The following is an 18,031-nucleotide window of genomic DNA, read 5'->3' as shown; positions in this document are numbered from 1 at the left end:
AAAGAAGCGGGACCCCGGGTCACGCCCGGGGTGACGGGAACAGTTGGCGTTTTGATCCAAACTTTCAGGCATTAAAAGCTGACAGCGCAGGGCAGGGCCGCTAAGCCCCGCCGCCATGCATGGCTGGATCATTCTCGACAAACCGCATGGCCTGGGCTCCACCCAGGCGGTGAGCGCGGTCAAGCGCGCGCTGCGCACCAGTGGTGCGGGCAAGTGGAAGGTCGGCCATGGCGGCACGCTCGATCCGCTTGCGACCGGCGTGCTGCCGATCGCGATCGGGGAAGCGACGAAGCTGGCCGGGCGGATGCTCGACAGCGACAAGATCTATGATTTTACCGTCGCTTTCGGTGTTCAGACCGACACGCTCGACCTGGAGGGCCAAGCGATCGCGCACAGCGACGTGCGCCCGACGCTGGCGCAGGTGCAGGCGATATTGCCGCGCTTCACCGGCGCAATAGAACAGGCGCCACCCGCCTATTCCGCGATCCTGATCGACGGCCAGCGCGCCTACGACCTCGCCCGCAAGGGGGAGGCGGTGGAGATGAAGTTGCGCAGCGTGACGATATACGAACTTACCCCCGTTCGGTTCGAGCCTGTCGAGAACGCCACGCAAGGGTTCTCGACAGGCTCGAACCGAACGGATGAGGGCGCGCTTGCGTCCATCACCCTGACCGCCCATGTCTCCAAGGGCACTTACATCCGCTCCCTCGCCCGCGACATCGCGCTGGCGCTGGGCACGGTCGGGCATGTCACCATGCTCCGCCGGATCAAGGCCGGGCCGTTCACCCTGGAATCGGCGATATCGCTGGACAAATTGGACGAAGCTGCTAAGGGCGGCGGCATCGGTGGGCTTATGCTGCCGTTGACGGCGGGGCTGGACGACATCCCGGCTCTCCCCGTCTCTCCCGATCAGGCCATCGCTCTCCGCCAGGGGAAGATACTGACCGGGATCGCCGCTGCCACTGGCCTTCATCTGGCGACCGACGGGATCATCGCCGTCGCGCTGGTCGAAATGCAGGATGGTGACATTCGGGTGGTGCGCGGTTTCAACCTGATGTCGAGGGAAGACGATTAGATGACGATTACTGCCGAGCGCAAGGAAGCGCTGATCAAGGAATATGCCCGCGCTGAGGGTGATACGGGTTCGCCCGAAGTTCAGGTTTCGATCCTGACCGAGCGGATCACCAACCTGACCGAGCATTTCAAGGGTCACCACAAGGACAATCATAGCCGCCGTGGTCTGCTGATGATGGTCAACAAGCGTCGTTCGCTGCTGGACTATCTCAAGAAGAAGGATCAGGCGCGTTACACCGACCTGATCGGCAAGCTGGGCCTGCGTAAGTAAGCCTGCTATAAAAGGGACGGCCCCATTCGGGGCCGTTTCTGATTCCGGGGCAAGTCGCAATTCGGCGCTTTGTCCCGCTAACGCCACCTCCGTTCGCCCTGAGCTTGTCGAAGGGCTGTACTTTCTTGAAGGAAAGGACGGGGCTTCGACAGGCTCAGCCCGAACGGGTTGAGGGGGCAACTATGGAGCAATATGGCTCCACCAAATGCCCCGCCCGGCAATAGGGCCGACGCGGGCGAAGGAAAAAATCTATGTTCGACGTCAAGAAAGTATCCATCGAGCTGGCTGGCAAGACGCTGACCCTCGAAACCGGTCGTATCGCGCGCCAGGCTGACGCCGCCGTGCTGGCCACCTATGGCGAAACCGTGGTGCTGTGCGCCGTGACCGCCGCCAAGAGCGTGAAGGAAGGCCAGGACTTCTTCCCGCTGACCGTTCACTATCAGGAAAAATATTCCGCCGCCGGCCGCATCCCCGGTGGCTTCTTCAAGCGTGAGCGCGGCGCGACGGAAAAGGAAACGCTGGTTTCCCGCCTGATCGACCGCCCGATCCGCCCGCTGTTCCCCGAAGGTTTCTATAACGAAATCAACGTGATCGCGCAGGTTCTTTCGTTCGACGGTGAAAGCGAGCCGGACATCGTGGCGATGATCGCCGCGTCGGCCGCGCTGACCCTGTCGGGCGTGCCCTTCATGGGCCCGATCGGCGCGGCGCGCGTCGGTTACAAGGACGGCGAATATCAGCTGAACCCCAGCCTGGAAGAAGTGAAGACCGGCGAACTCGACCTGGTCGTCGCCGCCACCGGCAATGCGGTGATGATGGTCGAATCCGAAGCCAAGGAACTGTCGGAAGAAATCATGCTGGGCGCGGTCCTGTTCGCGCACGAAGCGAGCAAGAAGATCGCCAACGCGATCATCGACCTGGCTGAAAAGGCCGCCAAGGACCCGTGGGATATCGCCAAGGGCGACAATCTCGATGACCTCAAGAAGAAGCTCAAGAAGCTGATCGGCAAGGACATCACGGCCGCCTACAAGCTGACCGACAAGTCGGCCCGCTCGAACGCGCTGAACGAAGCCCGCGCCAAGGCGAAGGCCAGCTTCACCGCCGAAGGCCTGGATGCCCAGACCGTCATCGCCGGCATCAAGCTGACCAAGAAGCTGGAAGCGGAAATCGTGCGCGGCGCCATCCTTAAGGACGGCAAGCGCATCGACGGCCGCACCACCACGCAGATCCGCCCGATCGAAGCGATGGTCGGCTTCCTGCCCCGCACCCATGGTTCGGCCCTGTTCACGCGTGGCGAAACGCAGTCCATCTGCACCACCACGCTGGGCACCAAGGACGCCGAGCAGATGATCGACGGCCTGACCGGCCTGCACTACGAAAACTTCATGCTGCACTATAACTTCCCGCCCTATTCGGTCGGTGAAGTCGGCCGCTTCGGCGCGCCGGGTCGTCGTGAAGTGGGTCATGGCAAGCTCGCATGGCGTGCGCTGCACCCCGTGCTGCCCAGCAAGGACGAGTTCCCCTACACGATCCGCGTTCTGTCCGACATTACCGAGTCGAACGGTTCCTCCTCGATGGCGACCGTCTGTGGCGGTTCGCTCTCGATGATGGACGCCGGTGTGCCGTTGAAGCGCCCCGTGTCCGGCATCGCCATGGGCCTGATCCTGGAAGGCAAGGACTTTGCCGTTTTGTCCGACATCCTGGGTGACGAAGATCACCTCGGCGACATGGACTTCAAGGTTGCGGGCACGTCCGAAGGCATCACCACGATGCAGATGGACATCAAGATTGCGGGCATCACGCGCGAAATCTTCGAAGCCGCGCTGACGCAGGCGAAGGAAGGCCGCGCGCATATCCTGGGCGAAATGAGCAAGGCGCTGTCTTCGACCCGCACCGAGCTGTCGGCCCACGCCCCGCGCATCGAGACGCTGCAGATCGACAAGTCGAAGATCCGCGAAGTCATCGGCACCGGCGGTAAGGTCATCCGCGAAATCGTCGCCGAAACCGGCGCGAAGGTGGACATCGATGACGAAGGGCTGATCAAGATCAGCTCGTCCGACCCGGCGCAGATCGAGGCGGCCCGCAAGTGGATCCTGGGCATCACGCAGGAAGCGGAAGTCGGCAAGATCTATGACGGCAAGGTCGTCAACATCGTCGATTTCGGTGCGTTCGTAAACTTCATGGGTGGCAAGGACGGCCTCGTCCACGTCTCCGAAATGAAGAATGAGCGCGTCGAAAAGCCGACCGACGTCGTGTCGGAAGGCCAGGAAGTGAAGGTCAAGGTTCTCGAAATCGATCCGCGCGGCAAGGTGCGCCTGTCGATGCGCGTCGTCGATCAGGAAACCGGCGCGGAACTGGAGGACACCCGTCCTGCCCGTGAAGCGCGCGAACCCCGTGGTGATCGCGGCCCGCGCCGTGATGGCGGTGGTGATCGTGGCCCGCGTCGCGAAGGCGGCGAAGGCCGTGGCGACCGTGGTCGTGGCCCGCGCCGTGATGGCGGCGACCGTGGTCCCCGTCGTGAACGCAGCGAAGGCGGTAACGATGATGGCCCCGCGCCGGGCGGTCTGCCCGACTTCCTGACCCAGGACTGATCGCCCGTCGATCGGCAGATCGAACGACGAACAGGCAGAAAAGGGGTGTCCGGTCCGCCGGGCACCCCCTTTTGATTCCGGGCAGAAAATTTGATGTGGATCAAGGACGTCTGGTAAAGTTCTGCTACTGTAACGACGAACAAAGGGGGCACGATCTTGCAGCGGACGAATGAACGCTTTGTCGAACGCCTGCCGCTCGTCATGGACCGGCCGGTCTATGCCTATCTGCTGACGACCGTCTTCTGCGCCGCCGCCTTGCTGTTGCGGATCGCGGCGGAACCGCTGCTGCCCAGTGGCTATCCCTTTGTCACCTTCTTCCCCGCCGTCATCCTGTCGTCCTTCCTGTTCGGCGTCCGGCCCGGCATCTTCGCCGGCATAGTGTGCGGCATCATATCCTGGTACGCGTTCATCCCGCCCTTCGGCGGCTTCGCGCTCAACCCGGCGGTCATGGTCGCGATGCTGTTCTATACCGGGGTGGTCGCGATCGACATCGCCCTCATCCACTTCATGCAGCGCGCCAATTTCAACCTCGGCATCGAGCGGGAACGCAGCCGGGCGCTGGCGGAGAACCGCGAACTGCTGTTCCACGAACTCCAGCATCGCGTGTCCAACAATCTGCAGGTCGTCGCCGCGATGCTCTCGCTGCAACGCCGCCATGTCGACAATGACGTCGCGCGCCGGGCGCTGGACGACGCATCGGCGCGGCTGTCGCTGGTCGGCCGCATCAGCCGCGCCCTCTACGATCCGTCGGGCGCGGGGCAGGACGTCCGCGCCTTCCTGACGACATTGACCGCCGATATCGTGGACGCCAGCGGGCGGCAGGACGTGGCCACGACCGTCATTGCGCCAACCGGCTTGCGGCTCGATCCCGACATCACCGTGCCGCTGGCGCTGGTCGTCGCGGAATCGGTCAGCAATGCGATCGAACATGGCCTGCCCGATCGCGCGGGCCATATCCATGTGACGCTGGAGGCGGTGGACGGGGCGCTCGCCCTGCAAGTCGCCGACGATGGCCGGGGCATCGCGCCGGACGTCGCCACCGGCCAGGTGGAATCGCTCGGCCTGCGCATCGCCCATGCGCTCGCGGCCCAGCTGGGCGGGCGTTTTGCGCTGGTGCCCTCGGTCCAGGGCGGGGCGGTCGCGCGTCTCGACCTGCCCGCTCGGCTCGCCTGTTGACGAACGCGCATTCTGCCGCTTGGCGGCGGCCCGTCCCTCGGCTATGACCCGCTCCATGCTGACGAAAACCCTGACGCGCATTGGCGCGGCCACCGCCCTGGTCCTGATCGCCTCGCCTGTCCTTACCGGCTGCTCCACGTCCAAGAACAAGGCTGACACCCAATATGTCGCCCGCGACGTGTCCACCCTGTATAACAGCGGGAAGGATCGTCTGGATCGCGGCCAGTATAAGCTCGCCGCCGCCCTGTTCGACGAGGTGGAGCGTCAGCATCCCTATTCGCCCTGGGCGCGCCGGGCGCAGCTCATGTCGGCGTTCAGCTATTATATGAACCAGGACTATAATGAGTCCATCTCGGCCGCGCAGCGCTTCCTGTCGATCCATACGGGCAACAAGGACGCGCCCTACGCCTATTATCTGATTGCGCTGTGCTATTATGAGCAGATCGCCGATGTCACCCGCGACCAGAAGATCACGCAACAGGCGCTGGATGCGCTGGGCGAACTCAACCGCCGCTATCCCGACACCCGCTACGCCGCCGACGCGCGGTTGAAGGTCGATCTGGTCAACGATCATCTGGCCGGGAAGGAAATGGAAGTCGGTCGTTTCTACCAGCGTCGCGGCCAGTGGCTCGCCGCCACGCTGCGTTTCCGTTCGGTGGTCGACAAATATCAGACGACCACCCACACGCCCGAAGCGCTGGAGCGACTGGTCGAATCCTATCTCTCGCTCGGCATCCCCGCCGAAGCGCAAAAGGCCGCCGCCGTGCTGGGCCGCAACTATCCCGGCAGCAAATGGTATGAGCGCAGCTATAAGCTGATGCAGCAACATGGCGGCAAGGCCTGATCTAAAAACATTCCCCTCCCTTCCAGGGAGGGGTTAGGGGTGGGTGGCGAGCGTAGCGAGCCTTCGACCTCTCGATCGTTGAGCGTCGCTGCGCGACGCACCCACCCCCGACCCCTCCCTGGAAGGGAGGGGGGAGTTTCGCTTTTTTGCTGACCTCGCTCGCCATCCGCAACGTCGTGCTGATCGAGGCGCTGGACCTGGAGTTCGGCGCGGGCCTGTCGGTGCTGACGGGGGAGACGGGCGCGGGCAAGTCGATCCTGCTCAATTCGCTGGGGCTGGCGTTGGGCGCGCGCGCCGATAGCGGCCTCGTCCGCAACGGGGAAGCGCAGGCCAGCGTCGTCGCGACCTTCGAGCCGCCCGCCGCCGCCACTCGCGTCGCGGCGCTGCTGGCGGACAATGGCATCGACATGGACCCCGGCGAGCCGCTGCTCATCCGCCGCCTGGTGAAGGCCGATGGCGGCAGCCGCGCCTTCGTCAACGACCAGCCCTGTTCGGCCGCGCTGCTGCGCGACATCGGCGGATCGCTGGTCGAAATTCACGGCCAGCATGACGATCGCGGCCTGCTCAACCCGCGCGGCCACCGGGCGCTGCTCGACAGCTATGGCCGCTGCGATACGGGCGCGGTCGCCGCCGCCCATGCCGCCTGGCGCACCGCTGCGAACGCCCTGGCCGAGGCGCGCACCACCGTCGACAACGCCGCGCGCGACCGCGACTATCTGACCCACGCGGTCGAGGAACTGCGCACATTCGCGCCCGAACCCGGCGAAGAAGCGACGCTGGCCGAGGAACGCGCGAACATGCAGAAGGGCGCGCGCCTGACCGACGACCTGACCGCCGTCGGCGATTGCCTGACCGGGTCGGACGGCGGCCTGGCCCAGTTGCGTCAGGCGGCGCGTCGTCTCGATCGCATCGCGTCGGAAGAACCGCTGCTGAATGCCGTCCTCGAAGCGCTCGACCGTGCGGTGAACGAAGCGGGGGAGGCGGAGGATCGCCTGGCCGAAGCCGCCGAGGCGCTGAGTTTCGATCCCGCGCGCCTCGACAGGGTCGAAACGCGGCTGTTCGACCTGCGCGGCCTGGCGCGCAAGCATCAGGTGCAGCCCGACGACCTCGCCGCCCTGCGCGACGAGATGGCGGCGAAACTCGCCGCGATCGAGGGTGGGGAGGAGCATCTCGCCAAGCTGGAGGCCGATGTCGCGCAGCGCGCCATCACCTATCGCGCCGCCGCGCAGGCGCTGTCGGGCGAACGCCAGCTTGCCGCCGGTCGCCTCGACGCCGCCGTGGCGGGCGAACTGGCGCCGCTCAAACTTGACGCCGCCCGTTTTCGCACCGTCGTCGCGCAGCTTGATGACGGCCAATGGAGCGCGCAGGGCATGGACCGGGTCGAATTCGAAATCTCGACCAACCCCGGCGCGCCCTTCGCGCCGCTGGCGAAAATCGCGTCCGGCGGCGAATTGTCGCGCTTCATCCTGGCGCTCAAGGTCGCGCTGGCCGAACGGGGTGGGGCGGACACGCTGATCTTCGACGAGATCGACCGGGGCGTGGGCGGCGCGGTGGCCGACGCGATCGGCGAACGCCTCTCGCGCCTGGCGCAGAGCAACCAGATCCTCGTCGTCACCCACAGCCCGCAGGTCGCGGCGCGCGGCGCCAGCCATATGCTGATCGCGAAATCCAGTGACGGCACCGTCACCCGCACCGGCGTCCATGCGCTGAGCGACCCCGAACGCCGGGAGGAAATCGCGCGCATGCTGTCCGGCGCGGCAATCACGGCGGAAGCGCGCGCGCAGGCGGAGCGATTGCTGGAAGCTTGACACCACCCTCCGTTCGGTTCGAGCTTGTCGAGAATGACGCGCTAGGGGTTCTCGACAAGCTCGAACCGAACGGAGACGGTAGTAACATGACCCATAACCGTAGAGACATGCTCGGCCTCACCGCCGCCGCCATCGCCGCCAGCGCTATCCCCGCCGCCGCGCAGGAGCCGAAACCCAAATTCGGCCTGATCGGCCAGATGCTGAGCCAGCCCGGCAAGCGCGACGAACTGGTCGGCTATCTTCAGGACGCGATCGGCGCGATGCCCGGTTGCCTGTCCTATGTCGTGGCGCTCGACACCGCCAATCCCGACGCGATCTGGATCACCGAAGTCTGGGACAGTCGCGAAAGCCACGCCGCTTCGCTCAAACTTCCTGCCGTGCGCGCCGCCATCGCGAAAGCCCGCCCGATCATCGCAGGCTTCCCCCAACATTTCGAAACGGTGCCGGTGGCGGGGGTTTGATAAAATATCTGTTCACGCGGAGACGCGGAGGCGCGGAGATTCTTTGAGCGGCCTTCGGCCGATGATACTATAATGCGATGATGCTGACCCATAAGGCAGTTCCCCGGCCTTCGCCGGGGAACTACTGGCTATAGGTTCCTATCAATGCAACTTGGTATAACTCATCCGGCAGCAGCCCTCCAAAAAAACTCTGCGCCCTCTGCGCCTCTGCGCGCAAAGGAAACAGGCAGGAACCTCTCCGTCCAACCCTCCGCGTCCCCGCGCCTCCGCGTGAACAATGAAAGGCAGCACGCCCCGGCTTTCACAGGCGCGACACAGACGGTAAGGCATCCCCATGACCGACCCCGCAACCCTCACGCAAGCCGAAGCCGCCAACCGCCTGATGCGCCTGGCGCGCGAAGTGGCGAAGCATAACCGGCTCTATCACGACCAGGACGCGCCGGAGATCAGCGACGCGGATTACGACGCGCTGATCCGTGAAAACAACGCGCTCGAAGCCGCCTTCCCGCAACTCATCCGCGCCGACTCGCCCAATGCGCAGGTCGGGGCCGCCGCTACATCGGCGCTCAAGAAAGTCCCCCACGCCGTCCGCATGATGAGCCTGGACAACGGTTTTTCCGACGCGGATATCGGCGAATTCCTCACCCGCGTCCGGCGCTTTCTGGCGCTCCCCGAAGACGCGCCGCTGGCGCTGACCGCCGAACCCAAGATCGACGGCCTGTCCTGTTCGCTGCGCTACGAACAGGGCGAACTCAAGCTGGCGGCGACCCGTGGCGACGGCACGACGGGGGAGGATGTCACCGCCAACGTCCGCACGATCGCCGACATCCCGCAGCATCTGACCGGCCCGAACATCCCCGACCTGTTCGAGGTGCGCGGCGAAGTCTATATGGCCAAGGACGATTTCGTCGCGCTCAACCAGCGCCTGCTCGCGGAAGCCGAAGACCCCGAAAAGGCGCGCCAGTTCGCCAATCCTCGCAACGCCGCCGCCGGATCGCTGCGCCAGAAGGACGCCGCCGTCACCGCCGCCCGCCCGCTGCGCTTCCTCGCCCATGGCTGGGGCGCGCACAGCGCCGTTCCCGCCGACACGCAGTTGGGCGTGATGCAGGCGATCGCCAGCTGGGGCCTGCCGGTGTCCGACATGCTCGCCTGCGTCGACAGCCTCGCCGCGCTCATCGCCCATTATCGCGGGATCGAAGCCGCCCGCGCCGAACTCCCGTTCGACATCGACGGCGTCGTCTACAAGGTCGACCGGCTCGACTGGCAGCAGCGGCTGGGCTTCGTCGCGAAGGCGCCGCGCTGGGCCATCGCCCATAAATTCCCCGCCGAACGCGCGCAGACCACGCTGGAAGCCATCGACATCCAGGTCGGCCGCACCGGCAAGCTGACCCCGGTCGGCCGCCTGACCCCCGTGACCGTAGGCGGCGTGGTCGTCTCCAACGTCACGCTGCACAATGCGGACGAGATCGAGCGCCTGGGCGTGCGCCCCGGCGACCGCATCGTCGTCCAGCGCGCGGGCGACGTCATCCCGCAAGTGGTCGAGAATCTGACGCGCGACGAACCGCGCGCACCTTTTCCGTTCCCCACCCATTGTCCCGTCTGCGGTTCCGAAGCCGTGCGCGAGGAGGAGGAAGTCGATTATCGCTGCACCGGCGGCCTCATTTGCCCGGCGCAACGGTTCGAGCGGCTGCGCCATTTCGTCAGCCGCGTGGCGCTGGATATCGAAGGGCTGGGCGAAAAGTCGATCCAGGAATTTATCGACCTCGGCTGGATCGCCGAACCCGCCGACATCTTCCGCCTGAAAAAGCATCGTCCGGCGCTGCTGGAGCGGGAGGGCTGGAAGGAGACGTCGGTCCAGAAACTGCTCGACGCGATCGAGGCCAAGCGCCAGCCCGACGCCGCGCGCCTGCTCTTTGGCCTGGGCATCCGTCATGTCGGCGCGGTGACGGCCCGCGACCTGCTCAAACGCTACACGACGCTGCCTGCCGTGCGCGCGCTCGCACAGGAGATCATCGCCCTGCGCGCCGCTGCCGACCCTGCGGAAACGCAGGCCAAGCGCGACAAGGCCATCGCCGACCATATCGGCGTGGACAATATCGGCGCGGCGGTTGGCCATGCGCTGGCCGACTTCTTCCACGAACCCCATAATGTGGAGGCATGGGACGACCTGCTCGCGCAGGTGTCGCCCCCCGATTATGTCGTGGAAACCACCGCCAGCGCCGTCACCGGCAAGACCATCGTCTTCACCGGCAAGCTCGAAACCATGAGCCGCGACGAGGCGAAGGCGCAGGCCGAACGGCTGGGCGCGAAGGCCGCCGGGTCGGTCAGCGCCAAGACCGACCTGGTCGTCGCCGGCCCCGGCGCAGGCAGCAAATTGAAACAGGCCGCCGCGCTGGACATCAAGGTCATCAGCGAAGAGGAGTGGGCGGCGATCGTCAAGGCGGCGGGCTAAGGCGGCCCGTCGCTCGAACCGAATGGCTGTAGAAGCATGGCGCTTCAACGTCGCACCGTTCGCCCTGAGCTTGTCGAAGGGCCTTCTTCTGTCTTTCAGCGGTAGAAGGAACAACGCTTAGACAGGCTCAGCCCGAACGGCGGAGGGGTTGGCGGTTTATCCCAACCCGCTCACCGCCAACCCCGCCGCAGCACAGACCGCCAGCACCGTCATCACCCCGCGCTTGGCGACAAAGATCAGCAGCGCCGCACCCAGCCCGATCGCGGCGATTCGCCAGTCGATGCTCGTCCAGTCCGGCCACCACAGGCTGATCGGCCCCGCCGTCACCCGCGCGCCGCGCAGGAACAGCACATGCAGCGCGAACCAGACGGTCAGATTACCGATCACCCCCACGATCGCGGCGGTCAGCGAGGCCAGCGCGCCTTGCAGGCGCGGCGCGCGCTCCAGCCGCTCCATCCAGGGCGCAACGCTGAAAATCCACAGGAAGCAGGGCGCGAACGTCACCCAGGTCGTGAGCAACGCGCCCAGCAACCCCGCGACCATCGGCGTGAAGGGCGCGGGCGCCCGAAACGCGCCCAGGAAACCAACGAATTGCGTCACCAATATCAGCGGTCCCGGCGTCGTTTCGGCCAGGCCCAGCCCGTCGGTCATCTCACCGGCCGACAGCCAGTGCATCGACTGCACCGCCTCCTGCGCCATATAGGCCAGCACGGCGTAAGCGCCCCCGAAGGTCACGACCGCCAGTTGCGAAAAGAAGACGCCGATCCGCCAAAGCACATGATCCGGGCCGAGCAGCAGCACCGCCATCATCGGCGCGGCCCAGATGGCGAGCCACAGCAGCATCGACCGCAGCGTCTGCGCCCAGGGCATCGGTCCGACCGGCGCATCGCTGCCCGTCTTGCCATGGGCATGCAGCCAGTCCGGCCTTACTCGCGCCAGCACGAAACCGATCGCCGCCGATCCCAGCACCACCAGCGGGAAGGGCAGGTTGAACAGGAACAGGGCGAGGAAAGCGGCGAACGCCAGTGCCCGTTTGAACCCGCTGTCCAGCGCGCGGCGCGCGATGCGGATCAGCGCCTGCACCACGATCGCCAGCACCGCCGCCTTGATCCCCAGGAACAGCGCCGCCACGGGCTTCAGGTCGGCGGCAAAGGCATAGAGCATCGACAGCCCCAGCATGATCGCCGCGCCCGGCAGCACGAACAGCAGCCCGGCGGCCAGCCCGCCGACCGTGCCGTGCATGCGCCAGCCGATCCATGTCGCGAGTTGCTGCGCTTCCGGCCCCGGCAACAGGTGGCAGACATTGAGCGCGCGCAGGAACGCGCCTTCCTCCACCCATTGCCGTTCTTCCACCAGTTCGCGATGCATCAGGGCGATCTGGCCCGCCGGCCCGCCAAAGCTGATCAGTCCGATCCGGGCAAAGACCCGCAACAGTTCCGGTAATTCTGGATTCGCCACGCACATCCCCCTTGCCTGGCGGCATGGGCCCGCGCAGGCATTATCAAGCCGCAATGCTTGGGCGGGGAACGCCTGAACGGGGGATTGCCTGGCCCCGTCCGCCGATCATGCAGCGGCGGCGGGGCGCGATCAAGCGGATTTACGCGGCCAGCGCATCCACCCCGTCATGCGCGCGGCGTGCCGCCATGATGGCGCTGACATGCGTTTCCGCCCAGCCGGTGATCTGGTCCAATATACCGATCAGCCCGCCCGCCAGCGGCGTCAGCGCATATTCCACCGTCACCGGCACGGTGGCAAATGCCGCGCGGCGCACCAGCCCGTCTCGCTCCAGGCTCTTCAACGTCTGCGACAGCATCTTCTGCGAGATCGCGCCGATCCGGCGACGCAACTCGTTGAAGCGCACCGGCCCGTCCTTCAGCGTCAGCATCACCAGCACGGCCCATTTGTCGCCGATCCGGTCCAGCACATGGCGCGTCGGACAATCGGGATTATAGGCGTCGCCAATTCGGCAGGGCGGGGGCAGGGCGGCAGAGGTGGATAATGTCATGGGGCCAGCGGTATCCTCGACGTAACCAGGTGATGGCAAAGTGCCTTCTTGTCGTCATGATATCGCAATCACTATCTGGTTTCCATCAGTAACCACTATGGAGACGACATCATGAAGGTAGCGATCATCGGCGGCACCGGCCGCGCTGGCACGGAAATCAGCGCGGAACTGGTACGGCGCGGGCACCAGGTGACGGCGATCTCCCGCCATCCCGAAAATGCGATCGATGCCGACGGCGTCACGGCCGTCGCGGGCGACGTCAAGGACCCCGCCGCCCTGGAACAGGTGATCCGTGGCCATGACGTGGTGGTCAGCGCGGTGATGTTCTCCGACACCGATCCTGCCGCGCTGGTCGGCGTCGTGCGCGCGTCGGGCGTGCCGCGCTATCTGGTCGTCGGCGGCGCGGGCAGCCTGGAGGTCGCGCCGGGCGTTGCCCTCTTCACCACCCCGGACTTTCCCGAAGCCTATAAGGCCGAAGCGGCCAAGGGCGCGGACTTCCTGACCTATCTGCGCGGGGTGGAGGACATCGACTGGACCTTCCTGTCGCCATCGGCCTATTTCTTCGTCGGCGACCGCAAGGGCAGCTTCCGCCTGGGCAAGGACGCACTGCTGGTCGATGCGGATGGCAACAGCAGCATCTCCTACGCCGACTATGCCATCGCACTGGTGGACGAGATCGAAAATCCGCAGCACAGCCACGCGCGCTTCACCGTGGGCTATTGAGGGCTAAAGGCAGTTTATGCCCGTTCGTCACCCCGGCCTTGAGCCGGGGTGACGCTGTTCTTCAATCGCCTAGACCGGCATGGAAGAAAAAAGCGGGATCCCGGGTCCGGCCCGGGGTGAAGTCCAATGGACGATGGACGATGCGCCTTAAGCCGCCCCCTCGACCTTATCCTGCGTCTTCGTCGCGAAATCGCCCGCGTCGTGCCGTTCGTGCAGCTGCTCGTGCAGCGGCCCGTTCACCTTGTTGACGATGCGCCCGCGCTTCACCGCCGGGCGCGCGTCGATCTGCTGCGCCCAGCGCAGCACATTCTTGTAGCTTCCTGCATCCAGGAATTCCGCCGCATCATAGGCCCGGCCCAGCACGACGCCGCCATACCAGGGCCAGATCGCGATATCGGCGATGCTATAGTCCGCCCCCGCGATATAGTCGCTCTGCGCCAGCCGCCGGTCGAGCACGTCCAGCTGCCGCTTCACTTCCATCGTGTAGCGGTTGATCGGATATTCGTATTTCTCCGGCGCATAGGCGTAGAAATGGCCAAACCCGCCCCCCAGCAGCGGCCCCGCGCCCATCTGCCAGAACAGCCAGTTCAGCGTCTCGGTCCGTCCCGCCGGATCGGTCGGCAGGAACCTGCCGAACTTTTCGGCCAGATAGAGCAGGATCGCACCCGATTCGAACACGCGCTGCGGCGGCGACACGCTATGGTCCAACAGCGCGGGGATCTTGCTGTTGGGGTTGATGTCCACGAAATCGCTGCCGAACTGGTCGCCATCACCGATCTTGATCAGCCAGGCGTCATATTCCGCCGCCGACACGCCCGCTTCCAGCAATTCCTCCAGCAGGATCGTCACCTTCTGCCCATTGGGCGTGGCGAGCGAATAGAGCTGGAGCGGATGCTTGCCCACAGGCAGCGCCTTGTCATGCGTCGCTCCCGCGACCGGGCGGTTGATGTTGGCGAACGCGCCGCCATTGTCCTTGTCCCAGGTCCAGACTTTGGGCGGGGTATAGCTGTCGGTCATACTGGCAGGCTCCATGATGCGAAATCCTGCCGGACGTAGGAAGCGGCGCCGCGACCCGCAACCAAGCCTGTCTCAACGACCGATGATTATTTCGCATCCGTCCGCACAACGAGCATGCTGTCGGGGAATGACGCACAATGGCCCCGGGCAAGCGGGGCGAGGCAGGCATGGCGGGCGTTACCTGTCATCAAAGCTTCCTTGAAGCACCCTATACAAGGAATAGCCGCAATATCGGCGCAACCCGTCGCGCGTCGGGTGACGATGCGGCGGGCAGGGTCTATCTGCGGCGCTGTCGGGACGTTGGCCCGTGACGAAGGGACGGACGAAATGAAAAATTTCCATCCCTCGCTCTTGACCGGCGAAACGACTTTTCCATATGCATGCCGCTAGCACTCTCGTTCGATGAGTGCTAACAACGCAGAGTTCATCGGGAGAAGGACCAAGGCGGACGGTCATTGCGGAGCACGACTCCGGCTTTGCCCACGCTGCACCCCCTCCCAAAAAGCCAGGGAAAGGCACTCAAACATGGCATTTCGTCCGTTGCACGACCGTGTTCTCGTCCGCCGCATCGAAGCGGAAGCGAAGACCGCCGGTGGCATCATCATCCCCGACACCGCCAAGGAAAAGCCGCAGGAAGGCGAAATCGTCTCCGTCGGCACCGGCAGCAAGGCCGAAGATGGCAAGGTTACGCCCCTCGACGTCAAGGCAGGCGATCGCGTCCTGTTCGGCAAGTGGTCGGGCACCGAAGTCAAGGTCGACGGTGAAGACCTGTTGATCATGAAGGAATCGGATATTCTTGGGGTTGTCGCCTAAATGCGACGGGCTGGGCATCGTGCGCTAAACTTGCGAACCCGGCCACTCTTGGGATTATCGGCGAAAATTCGCGCCCTGTGACGGTGTGAACTTCGCATATTTTGCAATTCTCAAACGAAGGTAAAAGATCATGGCAGCGAAGGACGTAAAGTTTTCGCGTGACGCTCGTGAGCGCATTCTGCGCGGCGTCGACATTCTGGCCGACGCGGTCAAGGTGACCCTGGGGCCCAAGGGCCGCAACGTCGTCATCGATAAGAGCTTCGGCGCGCCCCGCATCACCAAGGACGGTGTATCGGTCGCCAAGGAAATCGAACTCAAGGACAAGTTCGAAAATATCGGCGCACAGCTGGTCCGCGAAGTCGCTTCGAAGACCAACGACATCGCCGGTGACGGCACCACCACCGCGACCGTTCTGGCCCAGGCGATCGTGCGCGAAGGTCTGAAGTCGGTTGCCGCCGGCATCAACCCGATGGATCTGAAGCGCGGCATCGACATCGCCGTCGAAAAGGTCGTTGCGGACCTCAAGGCGCGTTCCAAGCCCGTGTCGGGTTCGGCCGAAATCGCACAGGTTGGCATCATCTCCGCCAACGGCGACCGTGAAGTCGGCGAAAAGATCGCCGAAGCCATGGAAAAGGTCGGCAAGGAAGGCGTCATCACCGTGGAAGAGGCCAAGGGTCTCGACTTCGAACTGGACGTCGTGGAAGGCATGCAGTTCGACCGCGGCTACCTGTCGCCCTACTTCATCACCAACCCGGAAAAGATGGCTGTAGAGCTGGCTGATCCGTACATCCTGATCCACGAAAAGAAGCTGTCGAACCTGCAGTCGATCCTTCCCATCCTGGAAGCCGTCGTGCAGTCGGGCCGTCCCCTGCTGATCATCGCGGAAGACATTGAAGGCGAAGCCCTGGCGACCCTGGTCGTCAACAAGCTGCGCGGTGGCCTGAAGGTCGCGGCTGTCAAGGCGCCTGGCTTCGGCGACCGCCGCAAGGCCATGCTGGAAGATATCGCCGTCCTGACCAAGGGCGAAGTCATCTCCGAAGACCTCGGCATCAAGCTGGAAAGCGTGACGCTGGGCATGCTCGGCACCGCCAAGCGCGTCACCATCGACAAGGACAACACCGTCATCGTCGATGGCGCTGGCGACCATGACTCGATCAAGGGCCGCACGGAACAGATCCGTTCGCAGATCGAAAACACCACGTCGGACTATGACCGTGAAAAGCTGCAGGAACGTCTGGCGAAGCTCGCCGGCGGCGTTGCGGTCATCAAGGTCGGCGGTGCGACCGAAGTGGAAGTCAAGGAACGCAAGGACCGCGTCGACGACGCCCTGCACGCCACGCGCGCAGCCGTCGAAGAAGGCATCGTCCCCGGTGGCGGCACGGCGCTGCTCTACGCGACCAAGGCGCTGGAAGGCGTCAAGGGCGTCAACGACGACCAGACCCGCGGCATCGACATCGTTCGCAAGTCGCTGACGTCGCTGGTTCGCCAGATCGCCAGCAATGCGGGCCAGGACGGCGCCGTCGTGTCGGGCAAGCTGCTCGATCAGGACGACACCTCGTTCGGCTTCAACGCGTCGACCGACGTGTATGAAAACCTGGTCACCGCCGGCGTGATCGACCCGACCAAGGTCGTGCGCACCGCGCTCCAGAACGCTGCTTCGGTGGCGGGCCTGCTCATCACGACGGAAGCCGCCGTGTCCGAACTGCCTGCCGACGACAAGGCCCCGATGGGCATGCCCGGCGGCGGCATGGGCGGCATGGGCGGCATGGACTTCTAAAAACGATCGTAGCGGGTGGGCGAAGCCCGCCCGTGGTTCGATCGCGACCGATAAAACGGTCAGGAAGCGTCATCCCAGCGCAGGCTGGGATCTCATGCCACCAGGTGAAAGCCTGAAGATAAGGGCCGGCGCAGCGATGCGCCGGCCTTTTTCTTTCCTACGCTAAAACGGGCTGACATTCTGCGGTCCGGCGTCATTTGTTTCCCGCAACATGGCGCGGATTAGGCTGGAAGGAAGGGAAGGGGAGGTGCTTTATTCCACCGTTGTCCTGACGACCATCATCGGCCCGTCCGCCCGCATCTCGAAGCCCAGCGACCGATACAGCGCCACCGTCCGCTTATGTGCGGCATAGGCATGAAGGAAGGGCGTCTCACCCCGGTCCATGATCGCCTGCGCCACGACTTTCATCAGCGCGCCCGCCAGCCCGCGACCGCGCCAGTCGGGGTGGGTGCACACGCCGCTGACCTCGGTAAAGCCGGGCATGCGCATCCGTTCGCCCGCCATCGCGATCAGCTTGCCGCCCTTGCGCACGCCGATGAACCGCCCCAGCTGGTGCGTCAGCCCGCGAAAGGGGCCGGGCTTCGTCAGCAGTGCCAACTCCAGCATGTCCGCCGCGTCGTCTTCGCCCAGCAATGTCCAGTCCGGCGCGGCCGCAGTTCCGGGCGGTAGAGCGGCCATGACCATCTGCGCAAGGGGCGCGGTGCGCGTCACCACGACGCCCGGCGGTGGCGTCAGCGCATCGGTCCCGACCAGCCATAATTCGTCATCCGCCGGTATCAGCGCGGCGAGCGCTGCGCGACTGGCGTCCGTCCGATCCGCCGCAGCACCGAACGGCCCATGGCGCGGATCGAGCCTGAGTGCGCGTTCGTCACCCTGCGCCCAGTCGGCCCAGCCGCTGGTCAGGGCATTCCAGACGGGACGGTCGAGTGGATGAATGATGCAGCTCCCTGGCCTGTCACGCCCCATGGCACGATCAGCAGGCCTATCATTTCGTTGCGTTTGCAACAATATCCGCCATGGCC

General features: G+C 64.9%; 15 protein-coding genes. 11 read left to right on the top strand and 4 right to left on the bottom strand.

Annotated elements, in window-relative coordinates; all coding sequences use genetic code 11:
• Positions 1-115 precede the first annotated feature (115 nt).
• The 8 genes from truB to ligA all read left to right on the top strand — a co-directional run bounded on the left by truB (position 116) and on the right by ligA (position 10,674).
• A complete protein-coding gene (truB, locus tag U5A82_RS15045) occupies positions 116-1,075 on the top strand; it encodes a tRNA pseudouridine(55) synthase TruB (RefSeq protein WP_326291647.1) in 960 nt (319 codons plus the stop codon).
• Positions 1,076-1,345 carry a 30S ribosomal protein S15 gene (rpsO, locus tag U5A82_RS15040; RefSeq protein WP_037473756.1) on the top strand — a complete coding sequence of 90 codons (270 nt, stop codon included), beginning with the start codon at positions 1,076-1,078 and terminating at the stop codon, positions 1,343-1,345.
• A gap of 251 nt (positions 1,346-1,596) precedes the next feature.
• Positions 1,597-3,933 (top strand): polyribonucleotide nucleotidyltransferase, encoded by a 2,337-nt coding sequence (gene pnp / locus U5A82_RS15035; RefSeq protein ID WP_326291646.1) that lies wholly within the window; start codon positions 1,597-1,599, stop codon positions 3,931-3,933.
• Positions 3,934-4,089: 156 nt separating this feature from the next.
• The gene (locus U5A82_RS15030; RefSeq protein WP_326291645.1) at positions 4,090-5,109 is read left to right on the top strand and encodes a sensor histidine kinase; all 1,020 of its coding nucleotides are present in this window, start codon (positions 4,090-4,092) and stop codon (positions 5,107-5,109) included.
• Positions 5,110-5,164: 55 nt separating this feature from the next.
• Entirely contained in the window at positions 5,165-5,953 is a 789-nt protein-coding gene (locus U5A82_RS15025; protein WP_326291644.1) for an outer membrane protein assembly factor BamD, read from the top strand.
• 146 nt (positions 5,954-6,099) lie between these two features.
• Entirely contained in the window at positions 6,100-7,761 is a 1,662-nt protein-coding gene (gene recN, locus U5A82_RS15020) for a DNA repair protein RecN (protein WP_326291643.1), read from the top strand.
• Positions 7,762-7,847: 86 nt separating this feature from the next.
• The gene (locus U5A82_RS15015; protein ID WP_326291642.1) at positions 7,848-8,222 is read left to right on the top strand and encodes a putative quinol monooxygenase; all 375 of its coding nucleotides are present in this window, start codon (positions 7,848-7,850) and stop codon (positions 8,220-8,222) included.
• Between the two features lie 334 nt (positions 8,223-8,556).
• The gene (gene ligA / locus U5A82_RS15010) at positions 8,557-10,674 is read left to right on the top strand and encodes an NAD-dependent DNA ligase LigA (RefSeq protein WP_326291641.1); all 2,118 of its coding nucleotides are present in this window, start codon (positions 8,557-8,559) and stop codon (positions 10,672-10,674) included.
• 156 nt (positions 10,675-10,830) lie between these two features.
• Here ligA and chrA read toward each other — a convergent pair whose 3' ends face one another.
• Together chrA and U5A82_RS15000 are read right to left on the bottom strand one after the other, a co-directional pair.
• Positions 10,831-12,138 carry a chromate efflux transporter gene (gene chrA, locus U5A82_RS15005; RefSeq protein WP_442802175.1) on the bottom strand — a complete coding sequence of 436 codons (1,308 nt, stop codon included), beginning with the start codon at positions 12,136-12,138 and terminating at the stop codon, positions 10,831-10,833.
• 133 nt (positions 12,139-12,271) lie between these two features.
• Positions 12,272-12,679 (bottom strand): winged helix-turn-helix transcriptional regulator, encoded by a 408-nt coding sequence (locus tag U5A82_RS15000; RefSeq protein WP_326291639.1) that lies wholly within the window; start codon positions 12,677-12,679, stop codon positions 12,272-12,274.
• Between the two features lie 111 nt (positions 12,680-12,790).
• On the opposite strand from U5A82_RS15000, the gene U5A82_RS14995 reads away from it, so the two are divergent.
• Positions 12,791-13,402 (top strand): NAD(P)-dependent oxidoreductase, encoded by a 612-nt coding sequence (locus U5A82_RS14995; protein ID WP_326291638.1) that lies wholly within the window; start codon positions 12,791-12,793, stop codon positions 13,400-13,402.
• 147 nt (positions 13,403-13,549) lie between these two features.
• Here U5A82_RS14995 and yghU read toward each other — a convergent pair whose 3' ends face one another.
• Positions 13,550-14,419 (bottom strand): glutathione-dependent disulfide-bond oxidoreductase, encoded by an 870-nt coding sequence (gene yghU / locus U5A82_RS14990; RefSeq protein ID WP_326292956.1) that lies wholly within the window; start codon positions 14,417-14,419, stop codon positions 13,550-13,552.
• 525 nt (positions 14,420-14,944) lie between these two features.
• Between yghU and groES the strand changes: the two genes are divergently transcribed.
• Both groES and groL read left to right on the top strand, forming a co-directional pair.
• Entirely contained in the window at positions 14,945-15,232 is a 288-nt protein-coding gene (gene groES / locus U5A82_RS14985) for a co-chaperone GroES (protein ID WP_007704439.1), read from the top strand.
• Between the two features lie 130 nt (positions 15,233-15,362).
• Positions 15,363-17,009 (top strand): chaperonin GroEL, encoded by a 1,647-nt coding sequence (groL, locus tag U5A82_RS14980; RefSeq protein WP_326291636.1) that lies wholly within the window; start codon positions 15,363-15,365, stop codon positions 17,007-17,009.
• A 252-nt stretch (positions 17,010-17,261) separates the two neighbouring features.
• On the opposite strand, the gene U5A82_RS14975 is transcribed toward groL, so the two are convergent.
• Positions 17,262-17,975, bottom strand: a complete 714-nt coding sequence (locus U5A82_RS14975; protein ID WP_326291635.1) for a GNAT family N-acetyltransferase — start codon at positions 17,973-17,975, stop codon at positions 17,262-17,264.
• Positions 17,976-18,031: the final 56 nt, after the last annotated feature.

The organism is Sphingobium sp. CR2-8 (genome assembly GCF_035818615.1).
Taxonomy (GTDB): domain Bacteria; phylum Pseudomonadota; class Alphaproteobacteria; order Sphingomonadales; family Sphingomonadaceae; genus Sphingobium.
This window is presented reverse-complemented; position numbering and strand designations above follow the sequence as displayed.

Excerpts from the sequence above, each read along its gene's own strand:
- truB (WP_326291647.1), top strand. The coding sequence starts at position 116 with ATGCATGGCTGGATCATTCTCGACAAACCGCATGGCCTGGGCTCCACC.
- rpsO (WP_037473756.1), top strand. The coding sequence starts at position 1,076 with ATGACGATTACTGCCGAGCGCAAGGAAGCGCTGATCAAGGAATATGCC.
- pnp (WP_326291646.1), top strand. The coding sequence starts at position 1,597 with ATGTTCGACGTCAAGAAAGTATCCATCGAGCTGGCTGGCAAGACGCTG.
- U5A82_RS15025 (WP_326291644.1), top strand. The coding sequence starts at position 5,165 with ATGCTGACGAAAACCCTGACGCGCATTGGCGCGGCCACCGCCCTGGTC.
- U5A82_RS15015 (WP_326291642.1), top strand. The coding sequence starts at position 7,848 with ATGACCCATAACCGTAGAGACATGCTCGGCCTCACCGCCGCCGCCATC.
- ligA (WP_326291641.1), top strand. The coding sequence starts at position 8,557 with ATGACCGACCCCGCAACCCTCACGCAAGCCGAAGCCGCCAACCGCCTG.
- chrA (WP_442802175.1), bottom strand. The coding sequence starts at position 12,138 with ATGTGCGTGGCGAATCCAGAATTACCGGAACTGTTGCGGGTCTTTGCC.
- U5A82_RS15000 (WP_326291639.1), bottom strand. The coding sequence starts at position 12,679 with ATGACATTATCCACCTCTGCCGCCCTGCCCCCGCCCTGCCGAATTGGC.
- U5A82_RS14995 (WP_326291638.1), top strand. The coding sequence starts at position 12,791 with ATGAAGGTAGCGATCATCGGCGGCACCGGCCGCGCTGGCACGGAAATC.
- yghU (WP_326292956.1), bottom strand. The coding sequence starts at position 14,419 with ATGACCGACAGCTATACCCCGCCCAAAGTCTGGACCTGGGACAAGGAC.
- groES (WP_007704439.1), top strand. The coding sequence starts at position 14,945 with ATGGCATTTCGTCCGTTGCACGACCGTGTTCTCGTCCGCCGCATCGAA.
- groL (WP_326291636.1), top strand. The coding sequence starts at position 15,363 with ATGGCAGCGAAGGACGTAAAGTTTTCGCGTGACGCTCGTGAGCGCATT.
- U5A82_RS14975 (WP_326291635.1), bottom strand. The coding sequence starts at position 17,975 with ATGGGGCGTGACAGGCCAGGGAGCTGCATCATTCATCCACTCGACCGT.